Raw genomic sequence first — 18,981 nt, 5'->3', positions numbered from 1 at the left:
CGGCGTCAGAGCGTGACACGGTCCCTCAGATCCGCCAGGCGCCGCTCACCGATCCCGGTGACCTCGCCCAACTGCTCGACGGAGGTGAAGCCCCCGTGCTCGGTGCGGAACGCGACCAGGCGCCCCGCCAGCACCGGGCCGATACCCGGCAACTCCTGCAACTGCTCGACCGTCGCCGTGTTCAGCCGGAGGGGGGCCGCGGGGCCGCCGCCGGGCGGTGGCGCGCCCCCGGCGGGCGCGGCGGGCGCGGCGGGCGCGGCCGGCTGCTCGCCGTCGACGAGGACCTGCTCGCCGTCGACCAGCACCCGGGCCCGGTTGAGCCCGTCGGCGGCATCGCCCGGCGCCCCGCCCGCGGCCTCGATCGCGTCGGCGACGCGGGAGCCCGCGGGCAGCGTGTACACGCCGGGCTCGCGGACCTCGCCCGCCACGTCGACCACGACGGACCCGGCGGCGGGCGCCCCGGACGGCGCCGCGGCGGCGTCGGCCGCGGGCCCTGCCGCCTCCGCCGCGGACTCCGCCGGGGGAGCCGCGGCACCGGAACCGGGACCGGAACCGGCGGAAGGCGGGGCGCCGGGCGGCGCCGCCGCCTGCTCCACCGCCGTCACCGCGCGCGGACGCCCCGTCCAGTAGTGGTGCACGGCGAACCCCGCGGCGACGACGAGCACCAGGCACAGCGCGGCGACGGTCCTCGGCTCGACCCCGCAGCGCAACCGCGCCCACCCCGGCAGCCGCTCGCCCACGGCGAGCCGGACCCGTGCGCGCCATGGCAGCGGAGCCGCGGGCGGCACCGCGTCAACAACAGCCGACCCGTCGGGCCCCGCCCGTCCGGCCGACGACGGTGACGGCGACGGCGCTTCGGGCTCGGGCCCCGGACCCCGACCCAGACCGGGGCCCCGACCGGGACCGGGACCGGGACCGGGACCGGCCGCGAACAGCACTGCCGCGCGGCCGCGCGCCGCCTCGTCCCGGGCCGCACGGCCGCGCATCGCCCTGCGGCCCGGGCCGCTCCCGCCCCGACCGCCCGGCGCACGACCGGCCCCCAAGCCGCGTACTCGCGTCATCTCCATGACTACAGAGAGTAATCACCGCAGGTGGCCCGCCGCCAGACCCACCCCAGAATCTGTGGATAACCACTGGCATGTGGAAAACTCCGTCACCCGCCCGAGTGACCACCCCCCGCCGAGCCTCAGCGCAGGGCGCCTCAGCCAGCCGCGCCTCAGCGCGGGGCGACGACCGCGCCGAGCAGGCCTGGGCCCGTGTGCGCGCCGAGCACCGCGCCGACCTCGCTCACGTGCAGCTCGGCCAGCCCGGGCAGCCGGCCACGCAGCCGCTCCGCCAGCTGCGTCGCCCGTTCCTCCGCCGCCAAGTGGTGCACGGCCACGTCCACCGGCCCCGCCCCCGCCCCCGCGTGCTCGACGGCCAGCTCTTCCAGCCGGGCGATCGCCCGCGACGCCGTCCTGACCCGCTCCAGCGGCTCGATGCGCCCGTCGGCCAGTTGCAGCAGCGGCTTCACCGCGAGCGCCGAGCCGAACAGCGCCTGCGCCGTGCCGATCCGGCCGCCGCGCCGCAGGTGTTCCAGGGTGTCGACATAGAAGTAGGCGCGGGTGGCCTCGGCGCGTTTGACGGCCGCCGCGACCGCCTCGTCCGCCGAGCCGCCCGCCGCTGCCGCCTCCGCCGCGGCGAGCACGCTGAAGCCGAGCGCCATCGCGATCATGCCGCTGTCCACGACGCGCACCGGGACCGGCGCCTCCCGCGCCGCGAGCACCGCCGCGTCGTGCGTGCCGGAGATCTCCGAGGACAGGTGCAGCGAGACCACGCCGTTCGCGCCCGCCTCGGCCGCCGCCCGGTAGGCCGCGGCGAACGTCTCGGGGCCCGGCCTCGACGTCGTCACCGGCTGCCGCTGCTGCAACGCCCGCGTGAGCCGCCGCGCGGCATCCCCCGTGCCGTCCTCGTGCGCGGTGCCGCCGAGCACCACCGTCAGCGGAACGACGGTGATCCCGTGGCGCGCGACGGCCGCCCGCGGCAGGTAGGCCGTGGAATCGGTGACGATGGCGAGGGAGCGGGACATAGACCGGAGACTAGCGGAGCGCGGCGGAACGGCCCCGGTCGCCCGGGTCCTGCCCCGGCGGCTACGCCTCCTCCTCCGCCTTCCGGAAGCGCCGGGAGAGCCGCGAAGGCCGGGAGGAACCCCCGCCGCCGCGGGCACCCGGAGATTCGGGGACCTCCTCGCCCTTCGCGCCCTTCGGCACGTCCGAGGCCCCCAAAAGACCGGAGGCACCCAGAACGCCCGAAGCACCCGAAGTACCCGAAGCACCCGGCACGTCCCGCAGCTCCCGCGTGGCGTCCGGCGGCTTACGCAGCCCCGAGGGCCCCGCCGTGGCTCCCGGCCCCGGCATCGCCGCCCCGGTGCCCTGCGCGCCCTGCGCGCCCCGCAGGCCGTCCGCGCCCTCCACCGGGTCCCAGTGGCGCAGCGCGCTCGCCTCCATGTCGATCTGCTGGTGGAGGGCGTCGAGGGCCTCCGCGTCGTGCCGCCCGGCCCGTTCCTGCGCGGCGAAGCGCAGCGCGTCCGCGGACCGCTTGATGTCCTCGGCGCGCTTGCGCAGCTCCGGCATCCTGGCGGCGATCCGTGCCCGGTCCGGCTCCCCGGACATCAACGCGCTCAACTCGCCGTCCAGCTGCCGGTAGTGGCCGTCGAGCCGGCCGAGGAGCGCCAGCGCCTCGCCCAGCGCCGGGTCGTCCTCGGTGCCGAGCCGCAGGGTGTTCCGGGTGCCCTCGATACAGGCCCGCAGCTCCTTGCGCGTGCGCGCCAGCTCGCCCACCATGCCGGGCTGCGCCGCGCGCGCGGCGAGCGTGGCGTCGCTGACCGTGCGGCGCACTTCCCGCCCGGCGCGCTGGATGCCGCGTTTGGCGGCGCGCACCCCTCGTACCACCGCGACCACGCACATCACGACGGACAGGAGCAACAGCGCCAGCAGGGCGAAAGCTATCTCCATAAGTCCCCAGAGTAAGACGCCTTCGGGCCCTTCGAACCGGAACGAGCCGATACCCGCCCCCGAACGTTCCCTCCTCCGGGCCCGGCCCGCCCGTCACACCAGGTCAGCGAGCCAGAAAACGGAGAAGGAAACGGAGAAGGAAACGGACCGACTCACGCCGGAACGATGTTGACCAGCTTCGGCGCGCGGACGATCACCTTCCGGACCGCGTCGCCGCCCAGCGCGTCGACGATCGCGGGCGCGCCCAGCGCCAGCGCCTCCAGGTCGGCCTCGGACACCGTCGGCGCCACCTCCAGCCTGGCCCGCACCTTGCCCCTGATCTGCACCACGCACGTGACCGTCTCGTCGACCACGAACGCCGGGTCGGCCACGGGGAAGTCCGCGGCCGTCACGCTGTCCTCGTGCCCCAGCCGGTGCCACAGCTCCTCGGCGACGTGCGGCGCCAGCGGGGCGATCAGCAGCACCAGCGTCTCGGCCGCCTCCCGCGGCACCCGGCCGCCGGCCTTGGTGACGTGGTTGTTCAGCTCGGTGATCTTGGCGATGGCCGTGTTGAACCGCAGCTGCTCCAGATCCTGCCGCACCCCGTCGATCGCCTTGTGCATGGCCCGCAGCGTCGCCTCGTCCGGCGCCTCCTCGGCCACCGCCGGCTCGCCGGTGGCCTCGTCCAGCACGTTGCGCCACAGGCGTTGCAGCAGCCGGTACTGGCCGACGACCGCCCGGGTCTCCCACGGCCTCGACACGTCCAGCGGGCCCATCGCCATCTCGTACAGCCGCAGCGTGTCCGCCCCGTACGCGGCGAAGATCTCGTCCGGCGAGACCACGTTCTTCAGCGACTTGCCGATCTTGCCCAGCTCGCGCGTCACCGGCTCGCCCGCGTGGACCCAGCCGCCGTCGTGCTCCTCGACCTCGACCTCGGCCGCGGGCACCGGGAAGCCGCGGCTGTCCCGGTAGACGTACGCCTGGATCATGCCCTGGTTGTACAGCTTGTGGTAGGGCTCGGGGGACGACACGTGCCCCAGGTCGAACAGCACCTTCTGCCAGAAGCGCGCGTACAGCAGGTGCAGCACCGCGTGCTCGGCGCCGCCGACGTACAGGTCGACGCCGCCGGTGGGCATGCCCTCGCGCGGGCCCATCCAGTAGCGCTCGATCTCCGGGTCGACCAGCTTCTCGGCGTTGAACGGGTCCAGGTAGCGCAGCTGGTACCAGCAGGAACCCGCCCAGTTGGGCATGGTGTTGGTCTCCCTGCGGTACTTCTTCGGCCCGTCGCCCAGGTCCAGGGTGACGTTCACCCACTCCTCGTTGCGCGACAGCGGCGTCTCCGGCCGGGTGTCCGCGTCGTCCGGGTCGAACGTGCGCGGCGCGTAGTCGTCGACCTCCGGCAGCTCCAGCGGCAGCATCGACTCCGGCAGCGCGTGGGCCACGCCGTCCTCGTCGTAGACGACGGGGAACGGCTCGCCCCAGTACCGCTGGCGGCTGAACAGCCAGTCGCGCAGCCGGAAGTTGACGGTCCCCTCGCCCAGACCGCGCTCCGCCAGCCAGGCGTTGACCCGCGCCTTGGCCGAGGCGACGTCCAGGCCGTCCAGGGACAGCTCGCCCGCCGCCGAGTTGACGATGCGGGCGTCCTTGGCGTTGAACGAGTCGTCCCACGCGGCCGGGTCGGTACCGCGCCCGTCCGTCGGCTCGACGACGCAGCGCATCGGCAGCTCGAAGGCGCGGGCGAACGCGAAGTCCCGGCTGTCGTGCGCGGGAACGGCCATGATCGCGCCGGTGCCGTACCCCAGCAGCACGTAGTCCGCGATGAAGACGGGGATGCGCTCCCCGGTGGCCGGGTTGACGGCGAAGGCGCCGGTGAAGACGCCCGTCTTCTCCCGCGCCTCGGCCTGCCGCTCCAGGTCGGACTTGGCGGCCGCCTGCTTGCGGTAGGCCGCGACCGCGTCGCGCGGCGTGGCGTGCCCGCCGGTCCACGCCTGCCGCGTGTCCGCGGGCCAGGACTCGGGGACGACCGCGTCGATCAGCGGGTGTTCGGGCGCCAGGACCATGTAGGTCGCGCCGAACAGCGTGTCCTGCCGCGTGGTGAAGACGGTGACCGTCTCCTCGCGGACCCCGCCCGCCGCGTGCGCCAGCGGGAAGTCCAGCCGGGCGCCCTCGGAACGGCCGATCCAGTTCCGCTGCTGGATCTTGATGGCGGCCGGCCAGTCGACCGTGTCCAGATCGTCGATCAGCCGGTCCGCGTAGGCGGTGATCCGCATGTTCCACTGGCGCAGCTTGGCCTTGAAGACGGGGAAGTTGCCGCGTTCGGAACGGCCGTCCGCGGTCACCTCCTCGTTCGCCAGCACCGTGCCCAGGCCGGGGCACCAGTTCACCGGGGCGTCGGAGGCGTAGGCCAGGCGGTGGCCGCTCAGCACGTCCGCGCGCTCGGCGGCGGTCAGCTCGGCCCAGGGCCTGCCGTCCGGGGTGGCGCGCTCGCCCGCGGCGAACTGCGCCACCAGCACCTCGATCGGCCGCGCCCGGCCCGCGTCGCGGTCGTACCAGGAGTTGAAGATCTGGACGAAGATCCACTGGGTCCAGCGGTAGTAGTCCGGGTCGATCGTGGCGAACGAACGCCGCAGGTCGTAGCCCAGGCCCAGACGGCGCAGCTGCGTGCGGTAGGTCTTCATATTGGCCTCGGTGGACACCCGCGGATGGGTGCCGGTCTGCACCGCGTACTGCTCCGCGGGCAGCCCGAAGGCGTCGAAGCCCAGGGTGTGCAGCACATTGTGCCCGTTCATCCGCTGGAAGCGGGCGTAGACATCGGTGGCGATGTAGCCCAGCGGGTGGCCGACGTGCAGTCCCGCGCCCGAGGGGTAAGGGAACATGTCCATGATGAACTTCTTGGGCCGGTCCGCCCGGCCCGTGCCGTCCGCCAGCTCACCCGTCGGGTTGGGCGTCTCGTAGGTGCCGTGCCGCTCCCAGTAGTCCTGCCAGCGTGCCTCGATGTCCGCGGCCAGGGCGGCGTCGTACCTGTGTGTCTCGCTCATCGTCCTCGAAGCTCCATCGGTCGTCATCTGCCATGCCATGAAAAAACCCCCCGCTCAGGAGGGGTGGCCGCGCCGACGTCGATCGTGGTCAGCGCGGCTGCATAAGCAGAAGGCGTACAGCACGCATGGCGACAGGGTAGCGCACTCGGTGAAACCCGGCCGGGCACGGACAGCCCGTAATGCCCGGTTCGGTGGGCCGTGTCACATGCTGATCGGAAACGGTCCAGACCGGCGTCCGCTTCTCGTCATGTCGGCCGGAAACGCTCGCAGCCGTTCCATGAAAGGGCGGAGGCCGCAGTGAGAGCAGTGACCCGAGTTTCCGGAGTGTCCCGAGTTACCCGAGCTACCCGAGTGAAGAGCCCCATGCGCAGGACGCAGGTCTGGCGGGCGACGGCGGTGGCGGCTTTCGGCTGCCTCGCGCTGACCCTGGCACCGGCGGCCGCGCAGGCGGACGAACGGGCCGGCGAACGGGCCGGCCAACGGGCCGACGGGAGCGCCGGGGCGGCGGGGAACGAAGGGCCCGCCGTCCTCGCCCACCGCGGCTCGTCCGGCATGGCGCCGGAGAACACCGCGGCGGCCATGGACCTCGCCATCGCGCAGGGCGCCGACTTCGTCGAGATCGACGTCCAGCGCACGAAGGACGGCCGGCTGGTCAACTTCCACGACTGCACGATGGAGCGCACCACCAACGTGGAGGAGGTGTACCCGGGCCGTTCCAGCTACCGCGTCTCGGACTTCACCTGGGCGCAGCTGCGCCGGCTGGACGCGGGCTCCTGGTTCCACGAGGACTTCGCGGGGGAACGCATCATCACGGTGAACGACGTGATCCGCCGCGTCGACCGCAGCAACGGCGCGACCGGGCTGCTGGCCGAGATCAGCCCCTGTGCGCACTACGAGGGGCTTGCGGACGACCTGGCCGAGACGCTGTGGGGGAAGCCGCGCTTCACCGAACGGGCGCTGGCCGCCGGGCGGCTGGGCGTGCAGTCCTTCGAACTGGACGACGCCCAGGCGTTCCACGGCCTGATGCCCGAGGTGCCGATCGGCTTCCTCACCGCCGAACGGCCCACCGAGGAGGAGCTGGTGAGCCTCGGCACGTGGGCCGACCAGGTCAACCCGCAGTACACGGTCACCGACCAGGAGCTGGTGGACCGCGTCCACGAGCTGGGCATGGCCATCAACGTATGGACTGTCAACGAGCCGGGGGCCATGCGCACGATGGCGGGCCTCGGCGTGGACGGCATCATCACCGACTACCCGCAGTCGCTGACCCAGCGCTGAACGGGCACGACTCACGGGAGGCGGCCCCGCGGGGCCGCCTCCCGGCGCATGGTCAGCCGAGCGCGCCCGCCACCTCTTCACGCAGCTGCGGCAGCATGTCGTGGAGGACGCCGGGGCACAGCGTGTTCCCGAAGTCCTTGTGGCCGTAGATCTCGGTCGGCGGGACGGCGTACTGCTGGCACACGTACGCGCACAGGCCCACCAGCACGTCCCACTGCGCGGCCGGCGGCGTCGCGCCGTCGTGGTAGGCGCCCTCGTTGGCGATGCCGATGCCCCGGTCGTTCTGCCCCGAGGTGTGCGCGCCGAATACGAAGCCGGTGCCGCCGTTCAGTGCCTCAAGGCTCCGGTGCCGGCCCTCGGTGATCCAACCGCCACGGCTGACCAGGAAGTTGTACCCGGTGTCCACCCAGCCGTTGCCGTCCATGTGCAGGTCCTGGACCCAGTGCGCGTGGGAGTGGGCCTGGGCGCGCGAGAAGTCGGAGGTGTTGTCGCTCACGGTGTGGTGGACGACGATCATGCTCGGCCGGTACGGCAGAACGGAGATGTTGCCGCCCGGTGGCCGCGCGTTCCACTGCGCCGTGCCGTCGATGTCGGGCTCGACGGCCTGGGCCGCCGCCGCGGCGCCTGGCAGGGCGACGGCGGCGGCGGTGCCCGCCGCGGCGGCGAACAGCAGCCGGCGCCGGATCGAAAAGTCGCGGACCACGGGTGCTCCTTCGAGAACGGGGTGGAGCCGGGTGGGAGCCGGCTCCACCGCGAGCGTGGGGGTTTCTCAGGGCGTGTTACCAATGTCGGACCGGGTCAGGCCGCCGTGTCAGGCCGTGTTGTTGGCCAGGGCCAGCAGCCGTTCCCTCGACCCGTTGAACTTGTTGCGGTCGACGTCACCCGAGACGCCGCCGACCCTGCCGGTGGCGGTGTACTGCCACACCGTCCACGTGGGGAACCCGGCGGGGATGGTGGGGCTGCCCGTGGTCCAGTGGGCGACCCACAGCGGGGACTTGGCGGCCATGCCGGTCCAGCTCCCGGTGCAGGTGTTCCACCAGCTCGCCGTCGTGTAGATGACGATGTCACGGCTGGTGCGCGCCTTGTAGGTGTTGTAGAAGTCGTTGATCCAGGTGCGCATCTGCGTGGTGGACAGGCCGTAGCACATCGCCCCGTACGGGTTGTGCTCGATGTCCAGCACGCCGGGCAGGGTGAGGTTGTCGCGCGACCAGGCGCCCCCGTTGGAAGCGAAGTAGTTCGCCTGGGTGGCTCCGTTGGAGACGTTGGGGCGCGCGAAGTGGTAGGCGCCGCGGATGACACCCGCGGCGTGAGCCGCCGGGTAGTTGGTGTTGAAGCGCGAGTCCTTGAAGTTGGTGCCCTCGGTGGCCTTCATCCAGGCGAACTGGATGCCCGCGTTGCGCACGGAGCCCCAGTTGATCGCACCTTGCCAGTGCGAGATGTCGATGCCCTGGACGCCTGTGGTGTCGAGCGGGAGCACAGGCTCGCCGCCGGTCGGGTCCTCGCCCTCGTGGATGAGGGCGCCCGCGCCCATGAACGCCTCGCCCGGCTCGATGGAGCCGAAGGCGGGCGCCGGGGTCGCGTCGGCCGGGGTGGCCGCGGCCGCGGAGGGCGCGGTCAGCAGCATGGCGAAAACTGCCGTGAAGACGCCGGCCGCGGTGGCGGCACGCCACCTGAGCTTCGGCAGGGGGGAACTGAGGGTAAGCATGACTGACTCCTGGTACGTCGCGGACGGGGGGACGGATCAGCAGTGCTTTGACGCGGTCACGTCATTAGTGACGCACGTAGACCCCGCTGACGGGAAGGGCCTTCGGGGGATCTCTATGGTCTAACCCTGTGAAAAAGAGATGCGCCTGCGGTGATGACACGCGGGAGAGGAGAACTTTCACCCACTGAAGGGCCGCACCCCCCTGCCGCACCGCCACTCGACCGCCGTAACGCCACCCGAACCGCCGTAACGCCACCCGGCCGCCGTACCCGGGTACCCACCGCCCGCCTCCGGCCCGGCGGCGCAGCGGGCCCGCGCTACGCGCCGGGGACCGGGGGCCCGCCGAGCTTGTGCAGCACCCGGTCCCTGAGCAGCTCGTACTCCTCCCGGAGCCGCACGATGGTCGGCGGCCTCGGCACGACCACGCCCTCCGTGACGATCTCCTCCGGGCCGAACTGCTCGCGGGTCAGGTCTATTTCGACTCCGAGACCCAGCCGGTTCCACCAGTGGTAGTCCGTGCGCTCACCGTTCACCAGGACCTCGCCGCGCAGCAGCTCGCCCCCGAGCAGGTCGTTGATCACCATGGCGGTCACCCCGCACTGGTCCCGCGCCGGATTGTCCTGGCTCCAGTGCGGCCGGTGGTCGGGCGTCGCGGTGTCGGCCCCCCAGCTGCTGCGCACGGCCCGTTCGATATCGGCGAGAAGCAACGGTGTCGTCATACGGGCATCCTCGCACCGGCCACTGACAACGGCGGAGCTGAGCCGAACCGAGCTGAGCCGAGCCGAGCCGAGCCGAGGGGGACTCACAGGGGAACGTCGAGTCGCTCCGCGTACAGCTGCTCGTAGAAGGGCTGGTGGTGAGCGGCGAACCGGGCCAGCTCGGCAGAGTTCTCGACGGTGCGCGTATACACGCGTGCGCGCCGTTCCAGGCCGGAGCTGGCACTCACGTCGGAGTGCCAACGCGCGGACCTCCGCCATTCGGGGCGTTCGCCGGGCTCCCAGCTCAGCGCCCGCGGGATGAACGGCAGCCCGACGGCCGCGCAGTAGGCCGCCATCGTCGCTTCGGGCCGTGCCACGAGGTCGTCGGAGTCGATGACGACCGGCGGGTCCCCGGCGGCGTCACGCACCGCGGTGTACAGCTCGTGCAGCGCCTGGAGCCCGATCGCGTTGATGCTCATGTCGGGGTACAGCGCGTAGTAGGACGCCGCGATCTCCTCGGGACGGCGGATGAGGAAGGTGTGCCGGCCCTCGGCGAGGAACCGCCGGTCGGCGAGGACTTCCCGGTGCCGGTAGTCGGTCGTGTCCTTGAGGAAGACGGTGACGCCGTCCGTCTCGTCACGCAGCCAGGCGAGGAGCGACCGGGGCGAGGTGAACATCCGGCCGTCGACGTCCGTTTCACCGAAGCCCGCCAGATTGCAGAAGGGCTCGTGGAGAGCGATCAGGTCGCCTCGTTCGAGCATGGCACGGAAGAAGGCCGTCGAGCGGGCCCGGGGCGCGCTCCACAATGCGAACACCGGCATGCGCGCAGCGTATCCCGGCTCCGCGGGCCGGCTTCACCGCGGGCCGACTCACCGCGTTCGCGACACGGACGCGGTGAGCTGCGCGAGGCCCCGGGCGACGAGGCCGCTGACCGCCCCGACCAGGACGCCGGTGAACAGGCTGCTCGACACGGCGAAGACGCGCAGGATGACGGTCTGCGCCGTGGGGTCGAGGTCGCTCAGGTTCCCGCCGAGAGCGGGCGGATCGTCGCCGAAACTCCGCTCCCAGAACAGCTGGTGCCCCAGCGCCAGCAGCATCCCGTAGGCGAGTCCGACCGCCAGAAGGGTGAGGAACGGGTTGGCCACGCGTCTCCACCACGCGACCGCGACCCAGATCACCGGAGGTCCGAAGACGAGCAGGGCGTTGACCGGCGTCCCTTCCTCGATGATGTCCAGATCGTGCAGCACGACGCGCGGCGCCGCGATCAGCGCGAGGCCGATCACGGCCACCGGCGGCAGGCCGAGGGCCCGGCCGCGCCCGGCGGCCGGGCGACGCGGCGGCTGGTGCGGCTGATACGGCTGATACCGCTGATGCGGCTGATGCGGTGGCTGGTCCGGGGAGGGCATGGCGCCACGCTAGGAACGGCACCGCCCGCGCCGCGTCCGCAGCACGGCGCGAGACCGGTACGTTCCCGGGCGACATCCGGTGTCGCTTTCTGTCGCTTTCCGTCGCTGCCGCGGCCCGCCGGGCCCGCCGTAGGGTGAAGCCGTGGTCAACGAGCGGCGTGAACGGCGGGGCGCGGCACTGCCGCCCTGGGCGGTCGATGCCCTGCTCGGCGCGGCGGTCTGCCTCGTTCTCTCGCTCGTCATCTCCGCCGACCAAGGCGGGCGGCACGGTCCGGACGCGCCGGCCTACCTGTGGGCGGCGGGGCTCGGAGCCCTGATGCTCGCGCGCCGCCGCCACCCCGGGATCGTACTCGCCGTCACCGCGCTCGGGCTGTTCGCGTACTACGCCGCGGGCTACCCGGCCGTCGGGGTCGCCGTTCCGGTCGCCGCCGCGCTGTTCTCCGCCGCCGAGTTCGGGCGGCTGGCCCTCGCCGTCGCCACCACGGCGGCCGTGCTCGCGGTGTCGCTGTTCTTCCGCCTGCTCGAGGGCCAGGACTTCTCGTTCGTCGTCGGCTACGAGCTTGCCGGGCACGTGCTGCTCATGGCCGCGGCCATCGCCCTCGGGGACAGCCTCAGGTCGCGCCGCTCGGTGCAGGCCGGGGCCCGGCGGATCGCCGACCTCGCCGCCGAACGGTCCCGGCAGGACGCGGACGCGCGCCTCCACGCCGAACGCCTCGCCATCGCCCGCGAGTTGCACGACTCCATCGGCCACACCACGTCCGTCATCTCCCTCCACGCCGACGTCGCGCGCGAATCACTCGGGCGCGACGAGGCGCAGACCCGCGCGGCGCTCGGCCTCATCAAGTCGGCCACCACGCACACCATGACCGAGCTGCGGCGGACCGTCGCCCTGCTGCGCGCGCCGGGCGAGGGCGGGCGCACGGTCGTCTCCCTGTCCAACGTCGAGAGCCTGCGCGCGTCCGCCTCGGCCGCCGGCGTCGACGTCGACCTGCACGTCGACCTCGACGGCGCCCGCGACGGACTGCCCGCCACGGTGAACGCCTCCGCGTTCCGCATCGTGCAGGAGGCGGTCACCAACATCGTGCGGCACTCCCGCGGCAGCCGTGCGCGGATCAGTGTGCGCGCCGACGGCGACGTGCTGCGCCTGACCGTGTCCGACGACGGGCCGCCAGGGCCGGGCGGGCCGGCCGGCGCGGCCGGGCGGGGCCACGGCATCGCGGGCATGCGCGAACGGGCCGAGGCCCTCGGCGGCACCCTGACGGCCGGGCCCGAGGACGCCGGCTTCGTGGTGCGGGCCGTGCTGCCCCTGGAGCGGCCCGCGGGGCGGCCGGCATGACCGACGTCGTCGTCGTGGACGACCAGGACCTGGTGCGCGCGGGCCTGCGCGTCCTGCTGGGCAATGACCCGCGGATCAGGGTCGTGGGCGAGGCGGCGGACGGTGCGGCCGCGCTCCCCCTCGTGCGCCGGATGCGCCCCGACGTCGTGCTCATGGACATCAGGATGCCGGGCATGGACGGGCTCGCGGCCACCGCGGCGCTCCGCGCCGACCCGGGCCTGGCCGGCACCCGGGTGCTGATCCTGACGACGTTCGACGACGACGAGGACATTCTCGAAGCGATCGGCCTCGGCGCCGCCGGCTACCTGCTGAAGGACACGCCGTCCGACGAACTGCGCCGCGCCGTGCACACGGCCGCGGCCGGCGGCAATCTCCTGTCGCCCCCGATCGCGCGGCGCGTCATGGAACACCTCGCCCGCGCCCCGCGGCCCCCCGCCCCCGATCCGCGGCTGGCCGCGCTGACCGAACGGGAACGCGCCGTGCTGACGCGGATCGGCCACGGCGACGCGAACGACGAGATCGCCGCCGCGCTCCACATCAGCCCGGCGACCGCGCGCACCTACGTCAGCCGCATCCTGGCCAAGCTGCACGCCCGCGACCGCACCGCGCTGGCGGTTCTCGCCCACCGCTCCGGCCTGGTCACCCCCGAGGGCCCGCCGGGTCCGCGGGCCGGTGGCCGATGAACATGGTGCGTTCCTGCCCGCCGCTCTCGCGCGCGGTGGAGACCTCGAACCCGGCCGCGCCGAGCAGCCGTTGCCACTCCGCGACCGTGAACAGGCCGGTGACGTGCGTCTCGTGCACCGTGCGAATGGTGCCGTCGGCGTCCCGCAGGGTGAACGTGTACTCGGTGCGCGCCGTCGTCGCGCCCGGCTCGCGCGGCAGGCGCCACTCCAGGTACCGGACGCCGCTGCCGTCCTCGGCATCGCTGCCGCCGCAGTCGGTCACCGGCTCGAAGGTGTCGGCGACGTGGTCGGGGAAGAAGACGGCGACGCCGCCGGGGCGGCAGTGCTCGAACGCCGTGCGGAAGGCGGCCGACAGGTCCCGCGGCGTGGTCATGTAGTCGACCGCGTCGTGCACCAGCACCGCGTCGAACGTGCGGCCCAGCCGCACGTCGCGCATGTCCCCGAGCACGTGCGAGGCCGCCGGGTTCAGTTGGCGGGAGACGGCCAGCATGCCGGGCGAGAGGTCGACGAGCGTCATCGTGCAGCGGGGCAGCAGATGGTGGGCGAGATGCCCGCCGCCGCTGCCCAGTTCGAGCACGTGGCGAACGGGATGCCCGGCCAGCCCGAACAGTTCGACGGCGGCCCGCGCGTCGTCCTCGTACACCTCGACCGGGGAAATGAGCGGCCACCAGCGGGCGAGATCCCCGTACAGCCGCGCGGCCGGACCGGCAGTCGTCACATCAACCCGATCTTCCGCCGCCGGTACCCGTGCCCGTGAACGCCGCCGACGGCACAGCAGACGCCCCGACCGGGATCATAGCCCCGCCGTGACGCCGCGGCGCCGCACTCGTTATCCCGCACCCGACCAGGCCGTCACGCAACTCCCGGCGGAACGGCTTAGGACGAGGTCCTGCTCAGGAGCCTCATGCCGAGCGTGCTCACCGTCCTCGTCCGCCGCGGAGCCGACTTCGCGGCGGCGGCAGTTCCGCGCTCGTGGCCATCGCGGGCCCGCGCCGTCCTCGCGTTCCCGGGGGGTTCCGCCGGACCCCTCCCAGGCCGGGGACGGCACCGGGACCATGGCGACTCGAAGGCCGTTCCCGGCACAGATGCAACACGGAGGAATCCCTATGCGCGCACAGTTGGCGTTCGTCGCCGCCATGGCCGGCCTGCTGGCCGTCGCCTCCCCCCACACCGCCGCCGCCTCGGACGCGGGCGTGGGCGTGGGCGTCCAGGCCGGGCAGTGCACCACCTGGAAGGAGTACCGGACGCCGACCGGCTTCCTCGTCCACACCCGCCCGCCCGTCAACGGCGCGACCGGAAGCCGTAACTGCTATATGGGCATCGGCGCATCGGGTGACGGGGTCCGCGCCCTGCAACGCGCTCTCAACCGCTGCAACGACGCGTCCCTCGCGGTCGACGGGCAGTACGGCCGGGCCACCGCGGACGCCGTCGCCGCCGAACAGCGCGCGGAAGACATCCCCGTGGACGGCGAGTACGGACCCGAGACGCGGCGGGCGATGGGCTGGCCCAGCCACAACGACCGCAACGGCAGCTGGAACGGCAGGTGCGTCCTGGTGTTGTCCTGAGGCTCGGTGTCCTACCGCCCCGCGGAGCTGCGGCATCGCGGGTGACGGCACCGGTCCCGGTACGCGTCCGGTTCGGCCAGCGGCTACGGTGCCAGCACGTCACGCACCGGAAGACCCGGAAAACCCGGAAGACCAGAAGGCTTGAGGCAATGAGGACACGCACCCTGAGGTTCGGCCTGTATGCGGACGAGCAGGGGCTGGCATGGGTCCGGGGTCTCGTCGACGAGGCTGTGGCGGCCAGGAGCGCCCGGGTCGTCGCACGGACCGCCGAACCGGCCGCCACCGACCTTTTCGGCGGCCTGGCGGAACAGTGGGCCTGGGAGCATCCCGGCCGGAGCAGTGGCGCGCGGCGGCCCGTCGAGCTGCGGGTCCGCGTGGTGTGTTCCTTGCGGACCTGGCGCGCGCTCCGCAAGACGGTGATCAGGACCCTGTGCCCGGAAGGCGCGGCGCCCCACGCCTGCCGCGTTCCGTGGTTCGCCGCCTGAGCCGGTTCACGGAGTCCGCGGGGCCTGGCGCGGCCGGCCGGGGAACTTTCCCGGCCGGCCGCCCGACCAGTTGAGTGTGCCGTCGGCTCCCGCTGTGCCCGCTGGGCACGTTCACGAGTCGCACCGGGCGAGACACGCGTACCGCACGTTGGCCGCTGAACCGACCTTCGCGGAGGAAGCTTCATGGATGACTACGGACCGGAGACCTACGGCGAGCTGAACGCCGACGTCTACGACGAGTGGCACGCAATCGACCCCACGGAAGCCGTTCGGTTCCTGGCCGAACTGATCAAGGAAGGGCCCGCGGGACCGGTGCTCGAACTGGCCGTGGGCACCGGCCGGGTGACGATTCCCCTGGCCGCACAGGGCGTCGACCTGCGGGGCATCGACGCCTCGGAGGCGATGGTGGCCCGCATGCGCGCCAAGCCCGGCGGCGAGCGGATTCCGGTCACCATCGGCGACATGGCGGATGTCGCCCCGGACAGCGACGAGCAGTTCGCCATGGTCTTCGTCGTGTTCTCCACCTTCTTCTTCCTGATGACCCAGGAGGAGCAGGTGCGCTGCTTCGCCAACGTCGCCCAACGCCTCCTTCCGGGCGGTCGGTTCGTCCTCGAGTGCCCGATGCCGGACGTGGCGCGCTACGACCGCGACCAGCGCGTGGAAGCGCACCATGTGGGCCTCGACCAGGTACGGCTCACCGCCGTCCGCCACGACCCCGTGGCGCAGCGTTTCGAAGGCCACCACGTGCTGATCACCAACGGCGGGATCCGGCTGGCGCCGGCGTTCATGCGCTACGCCTGGCCCAGCGAACTCGACCTGATGGCCCGTCTCGCCGGGCTGGAATGCCGCGATCGGTGGGGCGGCTGGCGTCGTGAGCCGTTCCGCGGCGAGGGCAACTACGTGACGGTCTACGAAAAACCGGCCGCGCCCGCCTCCTGACCGCACCCGGGCCGCCCCGCCCCGCGGCGCGGCGCGGCGCGGGGCGGGTGCGGTGGCTCAAGGCCGGTTTGCCCTGCGCAGTCGGCGTCCCGTCACGAGGACCAGCGGCGGAAGCAGAACGCACTGCGCGGCAACGGCCAACCAGAACCCGGGCAGCAGATCCGCCCGCTCGAACAGCCCGTACACGGCGCCGCCGATCACCCCGCTGAACAGCGCGCCCACGCCGACCGCCAGCCGCTGCTGGCCGAACGTCACGGTGGCCGATCTCCGTGACTGCGCCAGCGCCTCCAGCTCGTTCTTCAGGAACAGCACCGCGTTGCCCGCGCTCATCGCCATGGCGCCGCCCGCCACCCCGGCCGGTCGGCCGCTGGCGAACGCCGCCATGCCAACGGCCATGCAGGAGAAGCCGATTGCCATCACCACCGAGTGACGGGTCCGCCCCACCCATTCCGCCAGCAGCGGTTGCAGCACCACCAAGCCGAACGAATAGCCCATCATGATCACGCCGAAGACGGCCGTGGCGATGCGCCCCTCCACGAAGATCGCCAGGTATTGGTAGAACTGCATGTACAGGTAATGGGTGAGCACGGTCACCGTGAACGGCACCCCCGCCAGGCCGCGAAGCACCCGCCGGAACGGCTCGGCGGCGCTCCCGCCCTCGGCCGGCCGCTCGGGGCGCAGGAACACGTGGCCGACCGCCAGCACGGAGTAGAGCACCGTGCTCATGGCGAACAGCAGGCCCGGTTCGCGGAGGAACAGCGCCCCGACCACAGGGCCGAGGGCGATGCCGAGATTGCCTGCTGCGTTCCCCGAGGACACCAGCCGCGGTCGCTGCTCGGCGGTCGCCGAGTGCACCAGATAGCCGCGGTACGCGGGCGAGTAGAGCGCTCCCGCGCCGCAGTTGACGAAGAGGGCGAGCACCATCAGTACGGGCTCGCCCACCCCGCCCAGGTACGTCAGCGCACCGAGGGTGTAGAGACACGTGGCGAGCACCAAAGTCCGTTTCAGCCCGACACGTTCGGCGAACGCGGCGGTGAACGGCGCGCTGGCGAACTGCATCAGCGTGGCGACCCCGAGGACGACGCCGACCTGCGCCATCCCGATGCCCACGCGATCACGCAGCAGGACGGCAAGGTACGGGTAGACCGCGAAGGTACCGATGTTGACCAGGCAACCACCGATCAGCAGCGCGAGTTGGGCACCCGTGAGCGTTCGCCACAGCCGGGCGGGCGGAAAGCGGCGCGCCCTGGCGCCCGCTTCGGGCGCTGCCCGGGTGCTCATCGACCGGCGTGCCAGGAACTGCCGCCCGGCGCCCGGCCGGACCGTGTCCGCAACGATCCCGCGGCGCGGCCGGGCCCTGCCCGCCAGCCCATGCGTGACCTCCGATCTGCTGCTCCCGTCGGAGCGGGCCGAGCCACGAACTCGACGCCAGGAGAGGACTCAGCGACCGTCGGGGCTCGCCACGCGGCTTTCCGCGGGGGTGGCGGGCCGCGCCGCGGCGGCGGCCCTGGACCGGAGCCGGAGGATGACGGCGACGATGGCCAGCGTGAACAGCAGCAGGCCGACCCAGATCACCCACTTCTCCGGCCAGGGCGGCGGGGAGCTGCCCTCGGGGGTGCGCCCGCCGTCCACCCCGGTGACGATGACCGCGACGAGTCCCAGGATCGTCGCCACCACGACGATCCGGCCGGCCAGCCGCGCGCTGAACGGCAGCGCGTGCTCGCGGCGGCCCGGGCCGCGCGCCCGGAGGCGTTCCCCCGGGCGGGCCGGTGCCATCAGCCGCACCAGGAGCAGAACGGCGACCGGTATCTGCAACGCCCACAGCAACGTGCGGAACGCGCCGTCATACCATGCCTGGCTGCTGTAGAGCAGCGTGTGCCACGCGCTGAGCACGTAGACCACGATGACGAAGCGGTGCAGGGCCAGCCACATCCGCGGGCCGGTCCTGTGCCGCAGGTAGAACGCCAGGCCGAGCGGGATGGCCAGGTAGAAGGCCAGCAGGCCCACCAGGATGGCGACCCGCCCGGTGCCGGTGGCGTAACCGCCGGGCACGAAGACATCGACGAACGCGGTCCACAGGCTGCGCCCGAACGACCAGTTGTGCTGGTTGGTCCTGAGCTGGTCGGTGAAGAAGAAGAACATGTGCATGAACATCAGCCCGATGGTGGTCAGGCTCGTGGTGCGGTGCCACCTCTCCAGCCGGGCGGCCGGCAGCCAGCCCCAGCGGGGCCGCGGACCGGAACGCATCAGACCGAATATCACGGTGATGTAGGCCCACAGCATCGCCGACCAGCCGAACGCCTGGCACATCCAGTACATCCAGAACTCGTCGGCGTCCGCGAGCATCGGCATGATCTGAATGGTCGCCGAACTGCCGTTCTCCACGCGGACATAGAGCAGCCAGTAGATCAACACGGTGATCGCCAGGGCCAGCGAGGCGTCGGGCACCGCGGCCCGCAGGTCCGCGCGCAGACCGGCCCAGTCGAAACGAGCGCGGCGTTCCTTCTCCTTGCGTGAGGAGGGCGTCACCGTTTCCGAGACCTCTGCCATGACACAACTCCGCTTTCCTATGGCGTGCCAACGGGTCGCCGATGAGGGACGGCCCGCGGCGACATCGTCGGTCCCGCGCTCCCAGCCATGAAGGATAACGGCGTTTTCTTCGCCACGGAAGACATCGATCCGGTTCCGGATTTCGGCCGCGGGCAATGAGCATTTACGCGTCGGACAGAAAAAAGCGGCCCCGCCCGGGAACCAATCGGCCCGGTTGAACGACCCGGGATTCGGTGGTGTTCTCCGCGAAACGGCGCATGTGCGGAATCACAGAAAGCGCGCGAAACTGCGGATGACCCGCCGACCTGCTCCGCCGGCCGGCCGCC

18 protein-coding genes are annotated in these 18,981 nt (G+C 72.5%); 6 read left to right on the top strand and 12 right to left on the bottom strand.

Translation table 11 applies throughout. The features are described 5' to 3' along the window. Positions 1 to 5: 5 nt before the first annotated feature. The 4 genes from STBA_RS25670 to leuS form a co-directional block, all read right to left on the bottom strand. Entirely contained in the window at positions 6 to 788 is a 783-nt protein-coding gene (locus STBA_RS25670) for a ComEA family DNA-binding protein (protein WP_253194991.1), read from the bottom strand. A gap of 428 nt (positions 789 to 1,216) precedes the next feature. Further along, positions 1,217 to 2,068, bottom strand: coding sequence for a DegV family protein (locus tag STBA_RS25665; protein ID WP_077061481.1), 852 nt, complete (start codon positions 2,066 to 2,068; stop codon positions 1,217 to 1,219). Between the two features lie 61 nt (positions 2,069 to 2,129). Then, positions 2,130 to 2,993: a hypothetical protein gene (locus STBA_RS38415; protein WP_077061480.1), complete on the bottom strand. Its 864-nt coding sequence runs from the start codon at positions 2,991 to 2,993 to the stop codon at positions 2,130 to 2,132. A gap of 152 nt (positions 2,994 to 3,145) precedes the next feature. Further along, a complete protein-coding gene (leuS, locus tag STBA_RS25655) occupies positions 3,146 to 6,010 on the bottom strand; it encodes a leucine--tRNA ligase (protein WP_253194989.1) in 2,865 nt (954 codons plus the stop codon). Positions 6,011 to 6,373: 363 nt separating this feature from the next. Between leuS and STBA_RS25650 the strand changes: the two genes are divergently transcribed. Then, positions 6,374 to 7,288, top strand: coding sequence for a glycerophosphodiester phosphodiesterase family protein (locus STBA_RS25650; RefSeq protein ID WP_079252167.1), 915 nt, complete (start codon positions 6,374 to 6,376; stop codon positions 7,286 to 7,288). A gap of 52 nt (positions 7,289 to 7,340) precedes the next feature. Here the strand turns inward: STBA_RS25650 and STBA_RS25645 are convergent, their stop codons facing one another. The 5 genes from STBA_RS25645 to STBA_RS25625 all read right to left on the bottom strand — a co-directional run bounded on the left by STBA_RS25645 (position 7,341) and on the right by STBA_RS25625 (position 11,097). Further along, a complete protein-coding gene (locus tag STBA_RS25645) occupies positions 7,341 to 7,991 on the bottom strand; it encodes a peptidoglycan recognition family protein (RefSeq protein ID WP_077061478.1) in 651 nt (216 codons plus the stop codon). 108 nt (positions 7,992 to 8,099) lie between these two features. Continuing rightward, on the bottom strand, positions 8,100 to 8,993 hold the full coding sequence (locus STBA_RS25640) for a lysozyme (RefSeq protein WP_077061477.1): 894 nt from the start codon (positions 8,991 to 8,993) through the stop codon (positions 8,100 to 8,102). 317 nt (positions 8,994 to 9,310) lie between these two features. After that, entirely contained in the window at positions 9,311 to 9,712 is a 402-nt protein-coding gene (locus tag STBA_RS25635; protein WP_077061476.1) for a hypothetical protein, read from the bottom strand. Between the two features lie 83 nt (positions 9,713 to 9,795). Then, positions 9,796 to 10,512, bottom strand: a complete 717-nt coding sequence (locus STBA_RS25630; protein ID WP_077061475.1) for a hypothetical protein — start codon at positions 10,510 to 10,512, stop codon at positions 9,796 to 9,798. Between the two features lie 48 nt (positions 10,513 to 10,560). Beyond that, positions 10,561 to 11,097 carry a hypothetical protein gene (locus tag STBA_RS25625; protein ID WP_216355971.1) on the bottom strand — a complete coding sequence of 179 codons (537 nt, stop codon included), beginning with the start codon at positions 11,095 to 11,097 and terminating at the stop codon, positions 10,561 to 10,563. 142 nt (positions 11,098 to 11,239) lie between these two features. Between STBA_RS25625 and STBA_RS25620 the strand changes: the two genes are divergently transcribed. Both STBA_RS25620 and STBA_RS25615 read left to right on the top strand, forming a co-directional pair. Then, a complete protein-coding gene (locus STBA_RS25620) occupies positions 11,240 to 12,433 on the top strand; it encodes a histidine kinase (RefSeq protein WP_079252166.1) in 1,194 nt (397 codons plus the stop codon). Further along, positions 12,430 to 13,116, top strand: a complete 687-nt coding sequence (locus tag STBA_RS25615; protein WP_077061474.1) for a response regulator transcription factor — start codon at positions 12,430 to 12,432, stop codon at positions 13,114 to 13,116. The genes STBA_RS25620 and STBA_RS25615 overlap by 4 nt, the downstream gene beginning before the upstream one ends. On the opposite strand, the gene STBA_RS25610 is transcribed toward STBA_RS25615, so the two are convergent. Then, a complete protein-coding gene (locus STBA_RS25610) occupies positions 13,073 to 13,834 on the bottom strand; it encodes a class I SAM-dependent methyltransferase (RefSeq protein ID WP_171987790.1) in 762 nt (253 codons plus the stop codon). The two genes, STBA_RS25615 and STBA_RS25610, sit on opposite strands and share 44 nt — an antisense overlap. A 388-nt stretch (positions 13,835 to 14,222) precedes the next feature. Between STBA_RS25610 and STBA_RS36785 the strand changes: the two genes are divergently transcribed. The 3 genes from STBA_RS36785 to STBA_RS25595 all read left to right on the top strand — a co-directional run bounded on the left by STBA_RS36785 (position 14,223) and on the right by STBA_RS25595 (position 16,105). Further along, entirely contained in the window at positions 14,223 to 14,681 is a 459-nt protein-coding gene (locus STBA_RS36785) for a peptidoglycan-binding domain-containing protein (protein WP_077061473.1), read from the top strand. A 149-nt stretch (positions 14,682 to 14,830) separates the two neighbouring features. Beyond that, positions 14,831 to 15,166 carry a hypothetical protein gene (locus tag STBA_RS25600; RefSeq protein WP_077061472.1) on the top strand — a complete coding sequence of 112 codons (336 nt, stop codon included), beginning with the start codon at positions 14,831 to 14,833 and terminating at the stop codon, positions 15,164 to 15,166. A gap of 183 nt (positions 15,167 to 15,349) precedes the next feature. After that, positions 15,350 to 16,105: a class I SAM-dependent methyltransferase gene (locus tag STBA_RS25595; RefSeq protein WP_077061471.1), complete on the top strand. Its 756-nt coding sequence runs from the start codon at positions 15,350 to 15,352 to the stop codon at positions 16,103 to 16,105. Between the two features lie 57 nt (positions 16,106 to 16,162). Here STBA_RS25595 and STBA_RS25590 read toward each other — a convergent pair whose 3' ends face one another. After that, positions 16,163 to 17,386 carry an MFS transporter gene (locus tag STBA_RS25590; RefSeq protein WP_077061470.1) on the bottom strand — a complete coding sequence of 408 codons (1,224 nt, stop codon included), beginning with the start codon at positions 17,384 to 17,386 and terminating at the stop codon, positions 16,163 to 16,165. A 159-nt stretch (positions 17,387 to 17,545) separates the two neighbouring features. Next, entirely contained in the window at positions 17,546 to 18,655 is a 1,110-nt protein-coding gene (locus STBA_RS25585) for a ferric reductase-like transmembrane domain-containing protein (RefSeq protein WP_077061469.1), read from the bottom strand. Positions 18,656 to 18,981 lie beyond the last annotated feature (326 nt).

Origin of the sequence: Streptomyces sp. MP131-18 (assembly GCF_001984575.1) — a bacterium.
Classification (GTDB): Bacteria; Actinomycetota; Actinomycetes; order Streptomycetales; family Streptomycetaceae; genus Streptomyces; species Streptomyces johnsoniae.
Note: the sequence above shows the minus strand (reverse complement) of the source record. Positions and strands in the feature narration are given on the sequence as shown.